Source organism: Frigoribacterium sp. R86507 (assembly GCF_044597695.1).
Classification (GTDB): domain Bacteria; phylum Actinomycetota; class Actinomycetes; order Actinomycetales; family Microbacteriaceae; genus Frigoribacterium.
Window position 1 is genome coordinate 466,345 of the sequence record NZ_CP139002.1, and the last position, 20,479, is coordinate 486,823.

Here is a 20,479-nt window from a genome sequence, read left to right on the forward strand (position 1 = left end):
GCCCCGCCCGGCCCGGCCCGGGGCCCGAGTCAGGAGTCACGGGACGCGCCGGGACGCCCGAGTCGGCCTCGGCTCAGGAGGCGCGGGTGGGGTCGGCTCAGAAGGCCCGGTCGAGCTCGCGGTCGCGTTCGGAGCCCGCGGCGCTGAACGCCCGGCGGAGCGCTTCGCGCAGGTTGCCCGACTCGGCGTCGACGAGCTGGGTGAAGCCGAGGCGGCGGGCTTCGGAGGCGCGTTGTTTGGGTGAGGAGACGGGGCGGATCTCGCCGGCGAGGCTGATCTCGCCGACGGCGGCCATGGTCTGGGGGAAGGGCTTCTCGCGGCTGGCGCTGGCGAGGGCCAGGGCGATGGCGAGGTCGGCGCCGGGTTCGGTGATCTTGATGCCGCCGACGGTGCTGACGTAGACGTCGGCGTCGCCGAGGCGGATGCCGGCGCGGCGTTCGAGCACGGCGAGCAGCATGGCGACGCGGGAGGAGTCGACGCCGTTGACGACGCGGCGGGGTTGGGGTGTCGAGCTGGCGACGATGAGCGCCTGGACCTCGACGGGCAGGGCGCGGCGGCCTTCCATGGCGACGGTGATGCAGGTGCCGCTGACGGGGGTGCCGTTGCGCGACATGAAGAGGCCGCTGGGGTCGGCGACCTCGGCGATGCCGTCGCCGGTCATCTCGAAGCAGCCGACCTCGTCGGTGGGGCCGAAGCGGTTCTTGTGGGCGCGGATGAAGCGGAGCGCGGTCTGGCGGTCGCCTTCGAACTGGCAGACGACGTCGACGAGGTGTTCGAGCAGGCGAGGGCCGGCGATGGTGCCGTCTTTGGTGACGTGGCCGACGAGCAGGACGGGCAGGTTGCGGTCTTTGCTGACGCGGATGAGGGTCGAGGCCACCTCGCGCACCTGGGAGGTGCCGCCGGCGATGCCGTCGATGGTCGACGACGAGACGGTCTGCACCGAGTCGACGATGACGAGTTGGGGGTCGACCTGGTCGATCTGGCCGAGGATGACCGAGAGGTCGACCTCGGCGGCGAGGAAGAGGTTGTCGTGCATGGCGCCGGTGCGTTGCGCGCGGAGCCGGACCTGTGAGGCGCTCTCTTCGGCGGTGACGTAGAGGACGCGGGCGCCGGTGGCGGCAGCGCGGGAGGCGACCTCGAGCAGCAGGGTCGACTTGCCGACGCCGGGTTCGCCGCTGAGCAGGATGGCTGCGCCGGGCACGATGCCGCCGCCGAGGACTCGGTCGAACTCGGCGATGCCGCTGGGCCAGTAGGCGACGCTGTTGGCCTCGACCTGGGTGATGGGTCGGGCGACGCGGTCGCCTTCGACGCGGACCGAGGCGGTGCCACGGGCGCTGACGAGTGTCGAGGTGACGTCGACGACGGTGCCCCACTTCTGGCACTCGCCGCAGCGCCCGGCCCACTTCAGGCTCGTCCAGCCGCACTCGGTGCAGCGGAACGGGGGAGTGGTGGTGCGAGCCATGCTGTCAGCCTAGGAGGCGCCCCCGACATCGGGGGAGGCGTCCGTCAGGGACGTGGTCGCGCCTCCTGCGGTGCCCGCTGTCGCGGTGCCGCTGCTGCTGGCGGCAGCCGGGGCGGCGGTCGCGGCAGCGGTGTGCGCCGCGACGGCCTCGGCCTCGCGGGCTTCATGGGTGGTGGCGGCCTCGTCGGCGGCGATGCGGGCGAGGCGAGCGGCGATGGCGGGTTCGAAAGCCGAGGCCCAGACGCGGTAGCCGCGGTCGTTGGGGTGGAAGAGGTCTCCGGCCGAGTTGCGGTAGGTGCGGAAGAAGCCCTGGCGGCGGGTGGTCTCGTAGAGCGGGGCGACGGTGAGGCCGAATTCGCCGGCGACGCGGCGGACGATGGCGTTGGCCTCGACGAGCTTCTTCTCGCGGTCGGGAATCCACATGGCGGGTAGGTCGCCGACGATCGCGTGTGCGGGCAGGGCGCCGTAGATGACGCGGAGGTTCTTCTCGAACGACTCGGGGTTGAACTGGATGATGTCGTTGGCGCCGATGGCCACGGTGACGACGTCGGGTTCGTACTTCTCGAACTTCGGCAGCTGGTCTTTGCGGCAGAGCCAGGTGGTCGAGCCGCTGACGCTGAGGTTGACGACGCGCAGCGAGGTGTGGCTCTGGCGGCGCATGAAGGCGGAGAGGCGGCCGACGTAGCTGCGGGCCGGGCTCGAGGCGCCGATGCCTTGGGCGGCGGAGTCGCCCATCGCGACGTAGAGCAGCTTGCCCTTGCGGTCGAAGCGGTCACGCCACCAGGCGGAGTGGACGGGCAGCAGGGCGTTCAGGTCGGCGGCGGCCGCGTTGCGGCGCCGCATGAATCGGCTGACGCCGGCGCCGGCGGCGGCCGTGGTGGCGAGGGTGACGCCGACGCCGGAGAGGAAGGCGGTGACGGTGTGGCGTGAGGGCATGGGCCGAGGCTACGCCGGGCTCCGCTGCCCCTGCCGGGCGTCTCTGCACCCTGTGCACAACCCCGAGGAGGCGCAGTGCGGTGGACGAGCGATTCCTCGGTTTCGTCCCTGCCGCCGGATGTACTAAACTTTCCCTCGGTACCGTGTCCGAGCGGCCGAAGGATCATGTCTCGAAAACATGTGTGGGGGTTAACTCCACCGTGGGTTCAAATCCCACCGGTACCGCCAGGCAAAGAGCCCCGAGAACCCCGTAGTTACAGGGGTTCCGGGGCTTTTTTCTTCGCTGATAGGGAACAGCGGTAACGCAGCGGTAACAGGAACGCGGTGAGATCCGGTGAGCAACAAGCACTTCCGCATCACGAGGGGTGTCCAGCTGCCCCATCCTGCGGCGAAGACAGGACGCCACGCGCTCGTCGTCGACCTTGACCTCCGGGCAAATTCAACAGCCCCATCGCCGCCGACGCCCATCGCCGCCAACCCCGTCGACGACGACCCGGCAGCCTCGCGGTCGCGCTCGGCGCACGTGCACTCGAGACGCAGGGCGACGTCATCGTGCCGAGCCTCGACCTCGTGCGGACGACGGGCGTCACTCTCGGAACCGTCCGCGATGAACTGGTGATCGCCGGTGCAGGCAGCGAGAGCCGTCTCCGCGAGGCCCTGTGGGTCGTCTCCGGCGACTACGACTTGATCCTGATCGACTGCGCCCCGCGCCGCGACCAGCTCACCAGCAACGGCCGAGCTTGGGACGACGACCTGTCGGACGCCGCGACCGCGCGAGGGCTGTGCAACCTCACCCCGTCGATCCCGAAGCGGGTCCTGATCGCGGATACCGTCGAGGCATCGCGCGGACTCGACGAGTGGGGGGTGGAGAGGCGACCGCCATCGCCGCCGTCTACGCCGACCACCTCGCCACCCTCGAAGGACCACGCGCATGAGCGCCCGACCCGAACGCCGCCGATCCAGCCTCACCGGATCGAGCCCGATCGCGCCGCCGACCCCTGAGCCGGCGGCCGCTGCGGCGCCGGCCGCAGCCACGGCCGGCGGCCGCCGGCATCGCGGCAATGCGCGTAGACGTCGAACACCCAGCGGCCCGTTGAGCTGCGCGTCGTGACGTACCCGAGAGGTGGCGCCGGCTGCTGCTGCACTAGCAACAGCCCGTGCGCACCCGGGAACACCGGGCGCGCGTACGGATGCTGCTCGCGTGGCTTGGCCAGGATGCTCCGAATCGCGTCGCCTGCTCCCTTTACGCCCACAGGCGCACGGTAGGACCAGCCACCGACAGGGGCGGCGCACACAATTAGCCACCGCAAGACAGCGCCGGTTCCGATGGCTCGGAGTGCTCAGACCCTGTGGGGGAAGTAGATCATAGCGATCGCGGCTCGAACACATTTGCGACACGCTGAAAAAATAGGCGAACTTGTGTTCGGTTCGGCATATCCTGCATATGAGTGGGCGGTCGCCGACTCACAGACCAGGGAGGCTCCTACGAACCGAACGATCTGCACCACCTGCGAGCGCCCAGCGCCCGTCTCGTCGACGAATGTTCTTGGCGCCCACGGACCCAGTGGCCGGCGTTGCCCGGCTACGGGGACGACCCCCACCTCTACCTACGCTCCGGCGAGCCGGCCCCCAGCGGGCTCGGAAGCCAACGAGCTCGAGCGCCCCACGTACCTCTTCGACCGGAAGCGGACAGTGCAGCGACAGGCGGCCAATGGTCGTCAGGAGCCCTGGACCTTCTCCGTTGAGATGACGTGGACTGTGCCGCCCTGGGAACTCCGCGGCATCACCCGGCCCGAGTACGAGCGCCAGCTTCGAGAAGCGGCGCGGCTCGTCGCGGATGAGGAGCGCGCATGGTCGCGCCAGCGCAACGCTCGCGGAGGCTACCCAGGCGGATCAGGGTCAAGCATCCACACCGTCTCGGGCGGACTGCCGGGTCTCGGCCGCCGGCACTAGATCTAGCCGGGCCGGGGGCGGTGCGTGCACCCGCCCTCGGCCCGGTTCGAGCGCCGGCCGATAACGATGGTTTTTGACTCGCGACTCTTGGGTCGCCGATTGAGCGACGCTACGGCTCATCAACCGGGGAAATCGCCATCTCCACCACGTGCACCTCAACTCCTGCGGCAGCGATTAGCTTCAGCGCTTCAGGGTCAGCGGACGAGTCCGTCACGAGATCGTCGACCTCGGAAATGTCGGCCATCTTAGCCAGGGTCGCTCGACCGATCTTGGAGCCATCCGCCACGACGATGACTCGACCCGCGTTCTCCACCATGGCGTGGTTCGTCCGGGCCTCCGTCTCGTCGTGAGTGGTGACGCCTCCGGTAGCGCTGATGCCATCTGTCCCCAAGATGCAGGTCCCGACATTTATGCCACGAAAGGCACCCTCCGAGAGGGAGCCGACTGCTTCGAAAGAGCTCTGGCGGACTACCCCCCCGGTCATGATCACTTTGAGTCGTGGCCAGGTGGCGCACTCCATGGCGATCGTCAAAGAATTTGTGACAATCGTCAGGCCCGCCCGGTGCCGAAGCCCGCGAGCGACCTCGGCCGTCGTAGTGCCCCCGCTGAGAGCCAGCGCATAAGGGCCCGTCGGAATGAGGTCCACGGTTCGTCGCGCGATGTACTGCTTCTCTCGCTTGTAGCTCGTATTGCGGAGGCGGACTGGGATCTCCGGTTGAGAGTTCCTCTCCCTGGCTCCCCCATGGGTCCGCACGAGCTGTCCCTGCTCATCCAATTCGGCGAGATCGCGACGAAGAGTTGCCTCGGACACGCTCAGGTCTCGCGCGAGGTCCCCGAGGCTCCGACTGGTGTGCTCATGCAGGAGGGACAGTATCCGCCGCATCCGCTCGCTTCGCTTGCTAGAAACAGCCCTCGGCGATGACTGATCTAGGTACTGCTTGCTCACGACCGTCACTCCCTACTCGTCAACCGATCAACAAAAATGATCACTTCAATCGAATTATGCCCCGAAGATTGCTTACTTCGCTCAGTTAATCGCAGTATCTGCCTATGGCACTCGTCACCACCCTCGGACTAATCGAAGGCGCGATCACTCGTCATAGCGCGATCGCGAGCTTCAACGCCGTCACGTTGGAGCATGTCGAGGCCATCGTGGAAGGCGTCGAGCAAGCCGGCTCCGGAGCGATCCTGCAGGTGAGCGAGAACGCAATCGGTTTCCACAAGAGAAACATGCGTCCTCTGCTTTTGGCCTGCGCCAGCATTGCATCGTCATCTTCGGCGCCGATCTCGCTGCACCTGGACCACTTTCAGGACCCGGCACTCATCTCGCAAGGTATTGCCGAAGCGGCCGGTCTCGGTGTCAGTTCCATCATGATCGACGCCGCCCACCAGCCCTACGTGTCGAACATCGAGCTGACCCAGAAAGCGGCCGAACTGGCGCACAGTCACGGGCTTTGGGTCGAGGGCGAGCTGGGTGAAATCGGGGGCAAGAACGGGGCTCACTCTCCGTTGGTTCGCACTGATCCTGGTGAAGCCCACGAATACGTCGAGGGCACCTCCATTGATGCTTTGGCCGTGGCCGTCGGCAGTTCTCACGCCATGACATCCGCCAGTGCCTCCATCGACGTCGACCTAATTGCCCGTCTTGAGAGGGCTGTGAGTGTGCCGCTCGTTCTTCACGGTTCGTCAGGTGTCTCTGACACGGATCTACGCGCAGCCGTTGCAGCTGGAATTCGAAAGATCAACGTCGGAACAGCCCTGAACGTGGCATTTACCGAAGCACTCCGCAACCGGCTCATCGATGGTCCGACCATCCATGACCCACGCGTGTACATAACGGACGGACGTGACGCCATCGCCCGAACCGTGACTCGAATTTGTCGCCTCATCGCTGAGTCGACCCATGAACATCGATCGGTTCTGCCGGTCGTCAACGCCAAGAACAGTCTTTAGAAAAGCTGCCGGCAGCACCCGAGGGTGCGCATCGCAGCGTCAGTTAGGAGCACCGTGATCAATCACTTGTGGAACACCATCCGCGAACACAAGGCGGGTAAGGCAGTAGGAATTTACGCGGTGTGCTCGGCCCACCCAGCAGTTCTTGAAGCTTCGATCCTGCAGGCTCTGGAAGATGATTCCTATCTTTTGATCGAAGCCACGTCCAACCAGGTCGATCAGTTCGGTGGGTACACCGGCATGCGTCCCGTCGACTTCCGCGAACTCGTGTTCGCCCTCGCTGACGATCTGGGCTTCGCTCGTGACCGTCTTGTCCTGGGCGGTGACCATCTGGGGCCGAACCGCTGGCAGAAGCTCGACGCAGAAGTAGCCATGCTCAATGCCGAGGGCCTCGTCCGCGCCTACGTCGAAGCCGGTTACACCAAAATCCACCTCGACTGCAGCATGTCGTGCGCAGGCGATCCCGCACCTCTTGGTGACGACCTGGTCGCTGAGCGCACGGCTCGGCTTCTTCGCGTCGCCGAGGACGCAGCCCAGGCGTCAGGACGAGCGGACGACATCCTCTACGTCATCGGCACAGAGGTACCCGTGCCTGGTGGCGCTCACGAGACTCTTGGCGATCTGGTTCCCACATCTCCTGACGCCGCTCGGGCCACTCTCGAGCGACACCGCCGAGCATTCGCCGACGTCGCTCTCGACAACATCTGGCCTCGCATCATCGCTCTCGTCGTGCAGCCCGCCGTCGAGTTCGATCACCTGCGAGTCATCGACTACCACCGTGCCGGCACGGTGGATCTTCGCAGGGTCCTTGACGATGAACCCGGGCTGGTCTTCGAGGCGCATTCCACTGACTACCAGGAGACCGCGCGCCTGACCGAGCTGGTCGAGGACCACTGGGCGATCCTCAAGGTCGGACCAGGCCTGACCTTCGCGATGCGTCAGGGCTTGTTCGCCCTCGCCAACATCGAGGACGAGCTCGTGCCTGCTGCAGACCGTTCAAACCTGATCGAGGTGCTTGAACGCCGCATGCTTGAAAAGCCCGGCTACTGGGAGGGTTACTACGAGGGCACACCGGAGCAGCAACGCATCGCTCGCCGCTTCAGCTACAGCGACCGCTTGCGCTACTACTGGCCAGACGAAGACGTTGTAGCTGCCGAATCGCGACTGTACGACAACCTGTCGCACCTCGAGATCCCTCTGCCGCTCATCAGTCAGTACATGCCTGACCAGTACGCCCGCGTTCGCGCCGGCAAGCTCCGCCCGCACCCCCGCGACCTCATTCTGGACGCGATCCGCGACTCCCTTCGCCCGTACTCCCAGGCCTGCTTCCCGGCCGAGAACAGCGATGTCTCTCTCACCCCCACTGGAGCACTTCATGTCTGACACGATCACCCCGATCCACGCCTCAGCCACCGCTCGCGAGATCTCACGGCAGCCTGATGTCTGGCTTGAAGCAGCACAAAGGATCACCGGCCAGCGTCCCGACCTCGACGCCTTCCTCACGCCACTGCTGGCCAACCCGCAGCTGCGCATCATCCTCACCGGGGCAGGAACATCCGCGTTCGTCGGGGACACCGCCGCGCCGGCACTCACGAAGCTCCTTGGACAACGGGTCGACTCCGTCGCGACTACAGACATCGTCTCCAACCCGCACCAGTACCTGGGAGAGGACCTTCCCACCCTCCTGGTGTCCTACGCCCGATCCGGCAATAGCCCGGAAAGCACGGCCGCGACAGTCTTGGCAGACGACGTCCTCACCGACGTGCACCACCTCATCATCACCTGCGACCAAGCGGGCAGCCTCTACAGGCAGCACCAGGACGACCCGAAGTCGAAGATCGTCCTGATGCCCACGAGGGCGAATGACGAGGGCTTCGCCATGACCTCGAGCTTCACCTCAATGCTGCTTTCCACCCTGCTGATCTTCGGCGGAGACGACGACCGCGCCGTGACCGCACTGGCACGCACCGTCGAGAACATCGTGACCCACCGTCAGGACGAGCTCCGACAGCTCGCCGGCGCCTCGTACGAGCGAGTCATCTACCTCGGCAGCGGCCCCCTCACGGGTCTGGCACGCGAATCCGCCCTGAAACTGCTCGAGCTGACAGCCGGCCGGATCGTCACCTACTACGACTCGGCTCTCGGATTCCGGCACGGCCCGAAGGCCGTCCTTAACGACAGGACTCTGGCGCTGGTCTACATGTCGTCCGACACCTACACCCGTCGATACGACCAGGACATCGTCACGGAACTTCGTTCCACCCTCGGGGCAGATCACGTCATCGCCATCTCCTCCGAGTCGATGCCCGACGAGGACGGCCGGAACTGGGTCCTCGCTGAGCTGACGGGGGTGAACGATGCGTTCCTCGCCGTCGCCTACATCGTCATTGCGCAGGTGCTCGCCCTGTCCTTCTCCGTTGAGCTCGGGCTCACTCCTGACAACCCCTTCCCGAACGGGACCGTCAACCGCGTCGTCAAGGGAGTCACGATCCACCCCTTGGCTCCCTCGGACGACGAGCACACGAACGGCGGTCGGTGACGATGGCTCTGTTCCTCGGAGTCGACGGAGGCGGGTCCAAGACCAACTTCGTCCTCCTCGACGACACCGGCCGGATCGTGTCTGAGACAACGACGGCCAGCTGCTACTACTTCAACGACGGCATCGAACTCGTCAGCCGCATCCTGGCCACCGGGATCAGCGGCGTCACATCCCAAGCGGGCATCACCACCGGGCAGATCGACCAAGCCTTCTTCGGACTGCCCGGCTACGGCGAAGTCAGTGCCGACATCGACCAACTCGACACAATTCCAGGCGAAGTCCTCGGACACGACCGCTTCACCAGCGACAACGACATGGTCTGCGGCTGGGCCGGTTCGCTCGGCGCCCGAGACGGCATCAACGTCATCAGCGGCACCGGCTCCATGACCTACGGCGAATATCAAGGCCGTAACCATCGAGTCGGCGGCTGGAGCGAACTCTTCGGTGACGAAGGTTCCGGCTACTGGATCGCCGAACAAGGCCTCAACGCCTTCAGCCGCATGAGCGACGGACGCCTCCCCCGCGGACCTCTCTACAACATCATCAAGACACGCGTCGGGATTACCAACGATCTCGATCTGATCGACGTCGTTGTGAACCAGTGGAAGGGCCTCCGCGTCAACATCGGCGACCTCTCCAAAACCGTCGTCGAAGCTGCCGAGCAGGGCGACACCGTCGCCATCCAGATCCTCGTCAACGCCTGCGACGAACTCGTCGAGATCGTCGAGACCACCCGGCTTCAACTCGGCTTCGGCAACGACACCGTGCCTGTTTCCTACTCGGGCGGCATGTTCACGACCGCGATCATCCGTGACGGCTTCGCTGACGCCCTCACCGCCCTGCCAGCCCCGTACGAGTTGCACGAACCCATGTTCGGCCCCGGAGTCGGAGGCGCCCTCTACGCCGCGAAAAAGGCCGGCACCCCCCTCTCCGACGCTGCTCTGCAGCACCTCCGCACGCACTAAACGACACCCCTACCCCACCCCGCAACTCGATGTCAAAGATGAGGTCATTGTGAACAGAACCCGAAGCTGGATCTTCTACGCAGCACTTCTAGTGCTCTTCTGGGGAGTGTGGGGTGCCCTTTCTTCCCTTCCCATCAACCTCTACGGATACCCGGACGAGATGATCTACGTCATCTGGGCGTTCACCATGATCATCCCGGCCGTGTTCGCTCTTCGAGGCCAGAAGTTCGACCGCCGACCCAAAGCCGCCATGTACGGCCTGCTCATCGGTCTGACGGGCGCGGGAGGACAGCTGCTGCTGTTCAACGCCCTCTCCACCGGTCCCGCGTACCTCATCTTCCCGATCATCTCCGTCTCCCCGGCGATCACCGTGCTCATGGCCGTGATCTTCCTCCGCGAAAGACTGCGAAAAGTCGCCATTATCGGCTTGTTCGCCGCCCTTGCAGCCATCGTGCTGTTCAGCGTCGCCGGATCCTCCGGTGAGGCAACAGCTGGCCCGTGGCTGATCATCGCGGTCTTCGTCAGCATCGCCTGGGGTGTGCAGGCCTTCTTCATGCGCAAGGCCGCCACGATCGGTGTGAACGACGGCACCACCTTCGGCTGGATGGCCATCAGCGGCCTCGCACTAGTTCCCTTCGCAGTCCTCGCCATGGGCGGGCTCCCACTCGATGTCCCCTGGCAGGCGCCGGCACTAACCGCCGTGACCCAGCTGCTGAACGCCATCGGAGCGCTCTTCCTTGTCATGGCCCTCAGCCGCGGCAAGGCCTCCATCGTGGCGCCTACGACCAATGCCCTGGCCCCCGTGCTCACGATCGTCGTGTCTCTGATCATCTACCAGACCCTGCCCTCACCCTTCGGCGCAGTCGCCATCGTCCTGGCTCTCGTGGGCTCCACACTCATGGTCTACAGCGACGAAAAACGTGGCGAGGCTGTTCCGGAAGCCCTCCTGAAAGATGAGCTCACCCGCGAAACCACGCCTGCGCCTCGGTAGCCACAGCAAGTAGGCAGGCCGCAGTAGGCCCGTCCAAATCCCCTCAGAGGACTTGGACGGGCTTATTTGCGGTGGCGCCAACACCACAGGAATCACGAAACGGCCACGAGATCACACCCCACCCCAGCCCCACCCGACGTTATGAATTCGGAACTGACTACCCACAGAGCGGGGAGACCGTGCACTAATCGATTGTTTTTGGGGCGACTTTGCGTCCCTACTCACGACTACGACAACGAGTGCATGTCAGTCTCGGCTGTATAGTCAGTGGATGCTGACTCTTTCGTCTCGTGTCGATGTGATGAACCGTCTCGGGCGGGCGATGGCCGATCCGTCGCGCTCGCGCATCCTGCTCCGACTGCTCGACGAACCCGGTTACCCGGGAGCCCTGGCTGATCAGCTCGGCCTCACTCGCTCGAACGTCTCGAATCACCTCTCGTGCCTCCGCGGCTGCGGCATCGTCGTCGCCGTCCCCGAGGGCCGCTCGACCAGGTACGAGATCGCGGACGCCCACTTCACGAAGGCGTTGACGGCCCTGGTCGACGTCGTGCTCGCCGTCGACGACGGGGAGCCCTGCACGGACGACGCCTGCGATGTCCCTCTTTGCTGCGGGACCGGCGCGTGAGCACGACCACGCTCCCCGCCGTGCTCGTACCGGCCCGACGGCTCCTGCTGCAGCGCCGTATCCGGGTCATCGTCGCCGTGACGATCAGCTACAACGTGATCGAGGCGATCGTGGCAATCGCTGCCGGTACCGTCGCCTCGTCGACGGCCTTGATCGGGTTCGGCCTGGACTCGATCGTGGAGGTGCTGTCGGCCGCGGCGGTCGCATGGCAATTCGCCGCACCCGATCCCGAGAAGCGAGAGCGGGTGGCGTTGCGCGTGATCGCCGTGTCGTTCTTCGGACTGGCCGCCTACGTCACGGTCGACGCAGTGCTGTCACTCACGGGTCTCCGTGAGCCCGAGCACTCTCCTGTCGGGATCGTCCTCGCCGCGGTGAGCCTGGCGATCATGCCGTTCCTCAGCCTGATCGAGCGCCGCACCGGCACCGAGCTCGGATCCGCGTCAGCCATCGCCGACTCGAAGCAAACCCTCATCTGCTCCTACCTCTCAGCGGCGGTTCTCCTCGGCCTCGTCCTCAACTTCGCGTTCGGGTGGACATGGGCTGATCCGGTAGCCGGGCTCGTCATCGTCGTCTTCGCCGTCCGCGAGGGCCTCGAGGCCTGGCGCGGGGACGCCTGCAAGACACCCGTGTCGGCCCTGACGGGCAAGCGCCAGGCCGAGACCTGCGGCTGCTGCTGATCTGCCCCAATAACCCCTGACGGCACGACGTCCGTGCCGCGTCCGCCAGGAGAACCACGAAGCGCACCACGAAGATCAACCCCGCCTTGATCGGCGCCCTCGTCGCCGCAGCGACGATTGCCGCGGTCGTCCTGATCACATACGCAGCGCCACAAGCGGAGCCGGCGGAGACATCTGTCGTCGCAAGCCCGCAGACCGGCGCCCGTTTGACGGTCGCTCATCGGGACACCTCCGAGTGCTTGCTGTGGCGAGCTGAGGTCAAGTGGCGCCTGGCCTGCGGATTCGCGTATGCCTGTCCCGCAAAATTGCCCGGTGACGGGGGTCCAAACGCTACAGTCGTCGGATGCTCATCGGATACGCGCGTGTCTCAACTTCGGGACAAGATCTCGCAGCACAACGTGATGGTCTCGCAGCACTGGGTGTTGACCATCAACACGTGCATGTTGACCACGGGCTGTCGGGCACGACTCGAGCGCGCCCTGGGCTCCGCGAAGCCCTAGCCGCATGCCGCGCCGGCGACGTGCTCGTGGTGACGAAGCTCGACCGCCTCGCCCGCTCGCTGCGGGACGCGACCGATATCGCGGACGAGCTGACGAAGAAGGGCGTCGCCTTGAACCTCGGGGGAGCGGTCTACGACCCCACCGACCCCGTCGGGCGTTTGCTCTTCAACGTCCTCGGCATGGTGGCGGAATTCGAGGCCGACCTCATCCGTGCACGAACCCGCGAGGGCATGGCGATCGCCAAAGCCGCAGGAAAGCTCCGCGGCCGCAAGCCCAAGCTCACCGCCTCGCAAGAGAAGCACCTGGTGCAGCTGCACCGCACCGGCGCCCACACCACGAGCCAGATCGCTGAGCTCTTTGGCGTCGCCCGCTCAACGGTCTATCGAGCCGTCCAGCGTTCCACAGAGGCCTGACTAGGGGTTGATGGAGCAGTAGCTATCGCTGCGTGCTCCAGGCCCAGTCATTGCAGAGGAATTTCAAACCTGCGAATTCGAGGTCGACTGTTCCCGCGGAACGGAAGCCCAGCGACCTGCACAGTGCATTCGACGCGTCGTTCGAGGTCGATGGGTACGCGTGGATCTCGCCGTAGTCGCTTTCGCTTAACGATTGCAAGAACAGGCGTAAGGCAATCTTCATGAGACCCCGGCCTTGCCAGCGCTCAAGAAGCATCCATCCGATCTCGGCGTTCATGGCGTGAGCGCGAACCAGGGTTATGTTGCCCGCCGGCACCCACTCCTCTCCTTCGGCACACTCCACGATGACCACGAAGGCACGGCCAGCCGCGGTCTCCTCGATCTCTCGGAGAAGGCTTCTGCGGATCTGCGAGGGAGGCAGCGGGCCACCTAATTCCTTCATCATGCTGCTGCTACCGCGGAGGCGTTGGTAAAGACCTTCGTCGTCGAGACTTACTGGCCTAAGACGGACGGCTGCGGGTTCCGATGGGGGGTTGTCTCCAATCATCTCCACGAGACGAGGTTACGACTGCTAGTGAGTGAAACGCGCCCGATAGCCGATCGGTGTCCGGACTCGTTTGCGAGTACGAGCCCTGGTGTCAGTTGAGCCAGGGGCGTCCGGCGATCATGAGGCGGCCGATGCTCGTTCCTGCCCGAGCCTTGTCGATGAGCGAATCGAAGTCCTGCGAACCTGACGCGGACCAGCCGTTGACACCGACAGTCAGCTTCCAGTTTTTGCCTTCGGCGTAGAGGAATTGTCCGTTCATGATCCCGATGAACAGGTCGTCGATCGCAGTCAGCAGGCTGTCGCTTCCGTTGTCGCACGCGTCGCAGCCGCAGAAGGGCTCCATCGAGATCAGGATTGGTGGGTCACCGACGCCGAGCGCTACTACGTCCTCGATGCCCTCCGTTGCCCCCGTGACGACCAAGATCGACAGGGCATCCATTTTCACGGGCGTGACTAGAACGGCCCGCGCGTCAGTGGGTCCATACGCCCATGACGGCGCTTCGACGTTCTGTGCCGTCCCGAGTTCCAGGGCCTTGAGAGCGTCGATCCACGACCTGGCCCTGGCGCCCACGACGGCGTAGCGCTCTGGTTCGCTGACTCGGGAGTATTCCTCGTCAGCGATGTCCCGGTGCTCATGAGGGTCGTCCCATCGCATGCCGCCTGAGGGGTGCGTGGTGAATCGCCGAATAACTTCGGCTATCACATCGTGAATTTCCACGCCCTGAACCTAGCGGCGCTTGCGTCCGATAGGGGATCCTTAAGTGAGAGCTGAGCTCGACACTGCACCGGACCGTGCTACCGAGGAAGGGCGTGTGGGCTTGGAAGACGATCGCGCGTGGCTTGCCCGTGGGGGCGGCTGTGTGCCGGGTGGGGCCTGCATCCGCTGACCCAGCAGCAGCAGCCCCACCGTGAGGCCCCGGGGACCCGAATCCCCTGCCTCGCTGCAATCCGACATCTGTCGTTCTGCGGCCCCTGGAGGTTAGCCGACTCGCGGGACGAGCCGTAACCATCGTGGCGGTCTGCGCGGCCACCCCTTCCCTCAGGCGGCTGTTCCGGGAGCGCCGCTCGGTGGAGCTGCTTCGATGGCGCCTCTGAGGCCGGACTCGATGGAGTTCATGGTCGTGGTGAAAGACGTGGCGATGTCGATGCCGAGGCGTTCTGCGATGACGATCACCCACCAGATTGACTCGGCGAGCTTGTGCTCGAGTTCGGCGCCGGCGTCGCCGTCGATGTCCCACGTGCCGCTGTGGGCGAGAAGGAGGCGGGCGACGGTGCCGATGTCGTTCGAGAACCCCAGCATGAGCTCGTTCGTTGTCCAGACTTCGCCGTTGATCCGGTTCTCGAGAATTTCGTAGAGAGCGCGGACTTCCATCGCTCGGTCTCTCGCGGCTGAGAGCCCATGGCTCACGGCTGGGTCGTCAAAGGGCATTGGTCTTCCGTTCTTGAGGAGAGTGCGGTGAATCGTCCGGGAGATGTGGAGGGTGGGTCAGAGGCTTGCGGCGCTCAGTGATGAACGCGGGGAGCATCACGGTGGCCAGGACGAGGGCGGCGAGAACGAGGAGGGCGCTGGACCCAGTAAGAGCGACGTCGACACGCGTGACGATGTCAGCAATCGCGGTCGAGGCGGATGATGTCACTGCCGAGGCCCCGAGGGCTACGAGGACTGCGAGACCGAGAGAGCTTCCAACCTGGTGGGCTGTGTTCATGACCCCTGACGCGGCTCCTCCGTCTGAGGTTGCGACGCCGTGGATGCCGAAGCTGGTCAGAGGAGCGAACGTAAGGCCTTGGCCGATCCCGACGAGGACCATGGGGGCTCCGATGTTAAGCGCGTAGCTGCTGTCGGGCGTGAGGAAGGTCAGCCAGCCCATGCCGACAAGAGTGACGACGACGCCTGTGGCGAGAAGAGCCAGGGGGTGGAGGTGCCGGCTCAGGCGAGGTACCCAGAGAGCGACTGCGAAGTTAATCAAGGTCATGGGCAGGTAGCCGAGCCCGGCCTGGAGCGGTGTCCAGTTCATGACGTTCTGCATGAACTGGGTGACGAAGAAGAACAGCCCCATCATCGATCCGATGTAGAGGAACCTGATTGCGTAGGCGCCTGAGCGGACGCGGCTGCCGAATAGGCGCAAGGGCATGATCGGCTGGTCTGCACGGGACTCGTTGACGACGAGGAGAACGAGCAGGACCACGCCGGTGCTGATCGCGGTGATGGTGATGGGGGAGGACCAGCCGAGGTCGGCGGAGAGGACGACGCCGTACATCAGTGTGCCGACACCGATGGTGGAGAAGACGGCTCCGAGGACGTCGAACCTGCCAGGTGTGCGCGGCTGCTCGATGAGGTAGCGCAGGCCGAGGATGATCATGACGATGCCGACGGGAACGTTGACGAAGAAGCCAGCTCGCCAGGTCAGAAGATCGGCGAAGAGGCCGCCGATGACCATGCCGAGGCTTCCGCCGATGCCGGCTGTGGCGGCGTACCAGGCGACAGCTTGGTTTCGGTCTTTGCCGGGTGGGAAGGTCGCGGTCAGTAGCGAGAGTGAGATCGGGCCGATGATGGCTGATCCGACGCCTTGGAGGGCGCGGGCGCCGATCATCCACCCGCCGGTTGGAGCAAGGCCGACCCCCATCGAGGCGATGGTGAAGATGACGAGACCGATGATGAAGATCCTGCGCCGGCCGAGGATGTCGCCGGCTCGGGCGGCAAGCAGGAGCAGACCGCCGAAGGTGAGTGTGTAAGCGTTTTGGACCCAGGACAGGCTCGTGCTGGAGAGGTCGAGGCTCGCCTGGATCGAGGGCAAGCCGGTGAAGATGATCGAGTTGTCGAGCAGGATCATGAAGTAGCTGACCAGGATGATGATCAGGATTCCGGTCCTGTGGACGGGAAGCGCTCCCGAGACGGCTGCTACATCACCTACCCGGCGGGGTGGGGCGTCTTTGTCGATCATGGGGAGGGCCTTCGCTGGGTGGTGTGCTGTCCCGTGCCACCGCCGAGGGCTTCGCCTTTCAGGCTGGGCCCTCGGTGGCACGGTTCAGAAATGGAGGCGGGATCGTGGTGCGGTTAGGCGGCCACGACGTCGGAGAACAGGGCGGTGAACGGTGTGCCGGTGCCGCCGAGCCGCTGGAAGAAAGCGCCTGCGGCTGGTGTGGTGACGGCTGCTGAGGCGTCGTCGTAGCTGTCGAAGTACAGGTCGAGGGTCCTGTGCTTGGGGGTCGGGGTGCCGTCCTCGTGGGGCCAGACCTTCGCTGACTCGGCCCGGCGGAGCTCGGGGAGCTTGCCAGCGAGTTCGGCGATGTCGGAGTAGTCCTTCTCGAACGCGGCCGCGTCGGCGGGGGTGTCGATGATGACGGTGATTTTCGTGGGCATGGTGTCTTCTTCCTCTTGTGGCGGTTTGCGATCCGGCCCCGAGCAGGGTTCTTCTCCTGGGCTCAGGTCTGGAGTGTGGGGCGAACGATGATCTCGTTGACGTCGACGGAGGCTGGCTGGGCGATGGCGTAGCCGATCGCCTCTGCCACGGCGGAAGCTGGCAACCCGAGTCGGGCGCTTGCTTCGTTGGCTGCGGCACGGGTTGAGTCGTCGCCACCACGGTCAGTCAGCTCGCTCACGGTGTAGCCGGGGCTGATGATGGTCACTCGGACGGTCGTGCTCTCCTGGCGGAGGCCCTCGGACAAGGCCCGCACTGCGAACTTGGTGGCGCTGTAGACCGCCGAGGTGGGGTCGACGCGCAATCCGGACACGGATGCGACGTTGATGATGTGGCCGTGGCCCTGTTGTTCCATGACGGGCAGGGCGGCGGCGATGCCGTGGAGTGTGCCGCGCAGGTTCACGTCGATCATCTGGTTCCATTCCTCGACCCGAAGCGCGTTGAGCGTGGACAGGGGCATGACGCCGGCGTTGTTCACGAGGACGGCCACGGTGCCGTGCTGTTCGAGGGCGACGGTGAGGAAGGCGCGGACGCTGTTGAGGTCGGTGACATCGAGCTGGTGGTAGTCGGCTCGGCCGCCTGCTTCGGTGATTTCCCGGGCGATGGTGGCGAGTCGGTCGGTGCGTCGAGCGCCGAGCACGACGGGGTGGCCGAGGGAGGCGAGGTGCCGTGCGGTGGCTTCGCCGATGCCGCTGCTGGCTCCGGTGATGAGGACGGCGCCGCCGTCGGGGATCGTGGTGATGCTCATGAGGGGTTCCTTTCGTCGGCGGACGGGGTGTTTGTCGGGGTGGTTCTGAGAGGGATTGCGAGGTCGTGGGCTTTGGCTTCGCGGCGCGTGGCCTGACGGTCTCCACCGAGGCGAGCCGTGTGAGCGGACCGGGCGTAGGCGGCTGTCGCGGTGAGGAAGAGGGTGAGCCCGGCGCCGAGGGAGATCCAGTTGAAGGGTTCGGGTGCGTGCCCGGTACCCAGGTGCTCGAGCGCGCTGCCGAGGCCGAGGGACACGAGGAGGATGCCGGCGACGATTCCGAGGTGCAGGTAGGTGCCGATGGTCGCGGTAGACGTGCGGCGGTTGCCGCTCAGGGTGCTGATGTGACGCTCGGCGGCGGGAGAGATGCGGGAGAAGTAGACCCACCACATCCCGAGGGAGATGGACACGGCGCTGAGGGCGGCGATGACGATGGTGGGGCTGAGGGGCGCGTGGGAGGCGCCGAGGCCGATGGAGATGATGGATTCGCCGAGAGCGAGGATGACGACCAGGCCATGGCGTTCGGCGTAATGGGCAGCCGAGGGGAGTTGCCATGCGCCTCCTTGGGAGGTGGCGAAGATCGTGACCCCTTCGATGGCCACGGCGGTGAGCCAGAGGACGAGCTGCGCGGTCCCGCCGAGGAGGGCGCCGCTGATGAGGGCTGCGGCGACGGGGACGAGGGTGATGCCCATCGTGCGGAGCACCTGGCGTCGGAGGGCTGCGTCCCCGCGGCCCGCTACCAAATTGACGGCCGTATAGACGAGGGAGAGGGTGACGAACCCGATGGCGAACAGAAGGGCGCCGGCGTGGCCTTCGTCGTCATGTGAGTAGACCTGGGGGATGGCGATGGAGAGCACCAGAACGATGGCGATGGCGACGAAGATGCCGACGCGGACAGGTCCGCGGTCAGCGATCTGCTGATTGGCGAGCCATGCGTGGGACGCCCAGGACCACCAGAGGACTCCCAAGACTGCGAGGCCGCCGAGGACGCTCTGGAGGTTCTCGCCGTCGGCCATGAGGTGCGTCACTTGGGTGAACGCGAAGACGTAGACGAGATCGAAGAAGAGTTCGAGCGGGGTTGCCCGACTTGCCGGTTCGACGCGGGCTGACCCTTGCGCTGCCGGGTGTGTGTCAGTGGTCATCGACACGGTGCACGACGGTGGTGAGGTTCCAGTCGACGGTGGTGTGGTCGATGGCGGCGTGCACGGGCGAGGACGACATCTCTTCGCCGATGCCGGCCGCGCCGGCGCGGGCGTGCTCCATGCTGTCGTACGCGACGATGTCGGTGATCGTGCCGTCCGGGGTCTCGAGGATGCGGCGTCACTGGAATCCGGGCTGACGCTTGAGGTAGTCGTCGATGTCCGCATTCGCGGCGATGAAGTCGGCGGTGGTCTGTCCCTGTGCGGGGCGGAGGGTGGTGACTTCCAGCGTCTCGGTCATGGCGGCAGCTTCCTGATCAGGACCAGGACGGCTTCCCGGTAGGTCAAGGTTCGGCGACACTGCACCGACGAGGAAGGGCGAGGGAACCGGGGTGTGAGGCACCCTGGCCGCGGCCGTCACGCCGGCATCTCGCCGCAGATCAGCTCGCTCGCGTCAGTTCCAATTCACGCCGGCCGGCAGAGACGCCGTTGATGATCAGTTCGACAGCGTGCGTTCCGGGGTAGTAGATCCGAGTGGTGATGAGGCGGAAGGAGTGAGTCTTGCTGACCTGGACGGACTGGCCGGGGGCGAGCGTGCGGACGGCGAGCTTGAAGGTCTTGCCCGTGCTCATCCCGTCGGCTTTGCGGTGATGGATCACGTAGTCGATCGACAGGCGAGCCGCGGTGTCGCCAAGGTTGGTGATGTCGGCAGTGAACGTGACGCTATCGCCGACCGGGAGATTGTCCCGGTCGAGATCGAAGTGCTTGACGTCGAGGGTCGCCGGCCGGAAGCCGAGGAGGTCCAGCGCGCCTGGGTCTCCACGTTTGATGAGAGTGCGGAGGGCCCGGCCGACGAGGCGCTCGGTGTTGCCGTCGGGTGCGGCCAACCAGGACCGGGCGGTGTCGACAACAATGTCCGGGTGCCCGCGGCTGAGGTCGTTGAGGTGGTTGGCGACGGAGCGCCGCACGTAGTCGCTGTCGTCGCGGTACAGAACGTTGAGGATAGGCAGTGTCACCTGTGGGTCTGTCAGAAGCGCAGGGACTCGGGTGGCCCATGGCAGATACGAGCGTGTGCCCTCGGAGGCCAGGCGACGCACATCGACGTCGTCGGAGATGACCCAACTGCTCGTGATCACGCCCATGGCTCGGGGCAGGTCGTGTCGGAGGAGCGTGCGGATCGCGAATTCCGACGTCAGCCGGGACGTCAGGGAGGCGAGCATCGCCAGGGCGTCGTCGAAGGCCTCGGCGCGACCGTCTTGGAGAGCCTTGTCGGCAATCGCGCTGGTCACGGGCCAGATGAGCCACCCCGAGAAGTGCACGTCAGCTGCGGCAGCTTTCCGGATGATGGCGATGAAATCGTCGTAGCTGTGGTCGAGATCAGTCAGGAGAGCGTCTCGCAGGAGGTCGCTTCGCTCTCGCAGAGCGAGGGGCCCCAGGGCCCCGGAAGCGGCGTGCAGAGCGGCGAGGGCATCATCGGGGCTGGCAGTGTGGATCGCTCGGGTGAGGGCAAGGGCCGTGTGGGCACCGATCAGATCGTCAGCGAAAGGCATAGTCCAGATTGGCGCGCAAACAGGCCGATCACGAGGCCGCTGCATCCAGGGTGCCAGGCACCCAC

Annotated in this window: 21 protein-coding genes and 1 tRNA gene; 10 read left to right on the top strand and 12 right to left on the bottom strand. The window is 65.5% G+C overall.

Features of this window, described 5'->3' with window-relative positions; genetic code table 11:
- Positions 1–97: 97 nt before the first annotated feature.
- Positions 98–1,462, bottom strand: coding sequence for a DNA repair protein RadA (radA, locus tag SJY14_RS02310; protein WP_396599665.1), 1,365 nt, complete (start codon positions 1,460–1,462; stop codon positions 98–100).
- Positions 1,463–1,471: 9 nt separating this feature from the next.
- On the bottom strand, positions 1,472–2,398 hold the full coding sequence (locus tag SJY14_RS02315; RefSeq protein WP_396599666.1) for an SGNH/GDSL hydrolase family protein: 927 nt from the start codon (positions 2,396–2,398) through the stop codon (positions 1,472–1,474).
- A gap of 137 nt (positions 2,399–2,535) precedes the next feature.
- Here SJY14_RS02315 and SJY14_RS02320 point away from each other — a divergent pair.
- Both SJY14_RS02320 and SJY14_RS02325 read left to right on the top strand, forming a co-directional pair.
- Positions 2,536–2,626, top strand: a tRNA-Ser gene (locus tag SJY14_RS02320).
- A 324-nt stretch (positions 2,627–2,950) separates the two neighbouring features.
- Positions 2,951–3,400, top strand: a complete 450-nt coding sequence (locus SJY14_RS02325; RefSeq protein WP_396599667.1) for a ParA family protein — start codon at positions 2,951–2,953, stop codon at positions 3,398–3,400.
- A gap of 1,060 nt (positions 3,401–4,460) precedes the next feature.
- Here the strand turns inward: SJY14_RS02325 and SJY14_RS02330 are convergent.
- Positions 4,461–5,297, bottom strand: a complete 837-nt coding sequence (locus tag SJY14_RS02330; protein WP_396599668.1) for a DeoR/GlpR family DNA-binding transcription regulator — start codon at positions 5,295–5,297, stop codon at positions 4,461–4,463.
- A gap of 104 nt (positions 5,298–5,401) precedes the next feature.
- Between SJY14_RS02330 and SJY14_RS02335 the strand changes: the two genes are divergently transcribed.
- The 8 genes from SJY14_RS02335 (at position 5,402) to SJY14_RS02370 (ending at position 13,014) form a co-directional block, all read left to right on the top strand.
- Positions 5,402–6,304 carry a class II fructose-bisphosphate aldolase gene (locus tag SJY14_RS02335; RefSeq protein WP_396599669.1) on the top strand — a complete coding sequence of 301 codons (903 nt, stop codon included), beginning with the start codon at positions 5,402–5,404 and terminating at the stop codon, positions 6,302–6,304.
- Positions 6,305–6,358: 54 nt separating this feature from the next.
- On the top strand, positions 6,359–7,687 hold the full coding sequence (locus SJY14_RS02340; protein WP_396599670.1) for a D-tagatose-bisphosphate aldolase, class II, non-catalytic subunit: 1,329 nt from the start codon (positions 6,359–6,361) through the stop codon (positions 7,685–7,687).
- Entirely contained in the window at positions 7,680–8,843 is a 1,164-nt protein-coding gene (locus SJY14_RS02345) for an SIS domain-containing protein (protein WP_396599671.1), read from the top strand. Before SJY14_RS02340 ends, SJY14_RS02345 begins: the two co-directional genes overlap by 8 nt.
- A gap of 2 nt (positions 8,844–8,845) precedes the next feature.
- Entirely contained in the window at positions 8,846–9,808 is a 963-nt protein-coding gene (locus tag SJY14_RS02350; RefSeq protein ID WP_396599672.1) for an N-acetylglucosamine kinase, read from the top strand.
- Positions 9,809–9,857: 49 nt separating this feature from the next.
- Positions 9,858–10,799, top strand: a complete 942-nt coding sequence (locus tag SJY14_RS02355) for a DMT family transporter (protein WP_396599673.1) — start codon at positions 9,858–9,860, stop codon at positions 10,797–10,799.
- A 271-nt stretch (positions 10,800–11,070) separates the two neighbouring features.
- Complete coding sequence (locus tag SJY14_RS02360; RefSeq protein WP_396599674.1) at positions 11,071–11,424, top strand: ArsR/SmtB family transcription factor; 354 nt, start codon at positions 11,071–11,073, stop codon at positions 11,422–11,424.
- Positions 11,421–12,101 (top strand): cation diffusion facilitator family transporter, encoded by a 681-nt coding sequence (locus SJY14_RS02365; RefSeq protein ID WP_396599675.1) that lies wholly within the window; start codon positions 11,421–11,423, stop codon positions 12,099–12,101. The genes SJY14_RS02360 and SJY14_RS02365 overlap by 4 nt, the downstream gene beginning before the upstream one ends.
- Before the next feature lie 343 nt (positions 12,102–12,444).
- Positions 12,445–13,014 (top strand): recombinase family protein, encoded by a 570-nt coding sequence (locus SJY14_RS02370; RefSeq protein WP_396599676.1) that lies wholly within the window; start codon positions 12,445–12,447, stop codon positions 13,012–13,014.
- A gap of 22 nt (positions 13,015–13,036) precedes the next feature.
- On the opposite strand, the gene SJY14_RS02375 is transcribed toward SJY14_RS02370, so the two are convergent.
- The 9 genes from SJY14_RS02375 to SJY14_RS02415 form a co-directional block, all read right to left on the bottom strand.
- A complete protein-coding gene (locus SJY14_RS02375; protein ID WP_396600243.1) occupies positions 13,037–13,561 on the bottom strand; it encodes a GNAT family N-acetyltransferase in 525 nt (174 codons plus the stop codon).
- Positions 13,562–13,652: 91 nt separating this feature from the next.
- Positions 13,653–14,279, bottom strand: a complete 627-nt coding sequence (locus tag SJY14_RS02380; RefSeq protein ID WP_396599677.1) for a DUF6226 family protein — start codon at positions 14,277–14,279, stop codon at positions 13,653–13,655.
- A gap of 321 nt (positions 14,280–14,600) precedes the next feature.
- Positions 14,601–14,933: a hypothetical protein gene (locus tag SJY14_RS02385; protein WP_396599678.1), complete on the bottom strand. Its 333-nt coding sequence runs from the start codon at positions 14,931–14,933 to the stop codon at positions 14,601–14,603.
- 46 nt (positions 14,934–14,979) lie between these two features.
- On the bottom strand, positions 14,980–16,503 hold the full coding sequence (locus SJY14_RS02390; protein ID WP_396599679.1) for an MFS transporter: 1,524 nt from the start codon (positions 16,501–16,503) through the stop codon (positions 14,980–14,982).
- Positions 16,504–16,616: 113 nt separating this feature from the next.
- Positions 16,617–16,922 (bottom strand): EthD family reductase, encoded by a 306-nt coding sequence (locus SJY14_RS02395; RefSeq protein WP_396599680.1) that lies wholly within the window; start codon positions 16,920–16,922, stop codon positions 16,617–16,619.
- A 62-nt stretch (positions 16,923–16,984) separates the two neighbouring features.
- Positions 16,985–17,728, bottom strand: a complete 744-nt coding sequence (locus SJY14_RS02400; RefSeq protein WP_396599681.1) for an SDR family oxidoreductase — start codon at positions 17,726–17,728, stop codon at positions 16,985–16,987.
- On the bottom strand, positions 17,725–18,867 hold the full coding sequence (locus SJY14_RS02405) for a low temperature requirement protein A (RefSeq protein ID WP_396599682.1): 1,143 nt from the start codon (positions 18,865–18,867) through the stop codon (positions 17,725–17,727). Before SJY14_RS02405 ends, SJY14_RS02400 begins: the two co-directional genes overlap by 4 nt.
- A complete protein-coding gene (locus SJY14_RS02410) occupies positions 18,857–18,988 on the bottom strand; it encodes a hypothetical protein (RefSeq protein WP_396599683.1) in 132 nt (43 codons plus the stop codon). The genes SJY14_RS02405 and SJY14_RS02410 overlap by 11 nt, the downstream gene beginning before the upstream one ends.
- A 316-nt stretch (positions 18,989–19,304) precedes the next feature.
- Positions 19,305–20,414 (bottom strand): DNA alkylation repair protein, encoded by a 1,110-nt coding sequence (locus SJY14_RS02415; RefSeq protein WP_396599684.1) that lies wholly within the window; start codon positions 20,412–20,414, stop codon positions 19,305–19,307.
- Between the last annotated feature and the right edge of the window lie 65 nt (positions 20,415–20,479).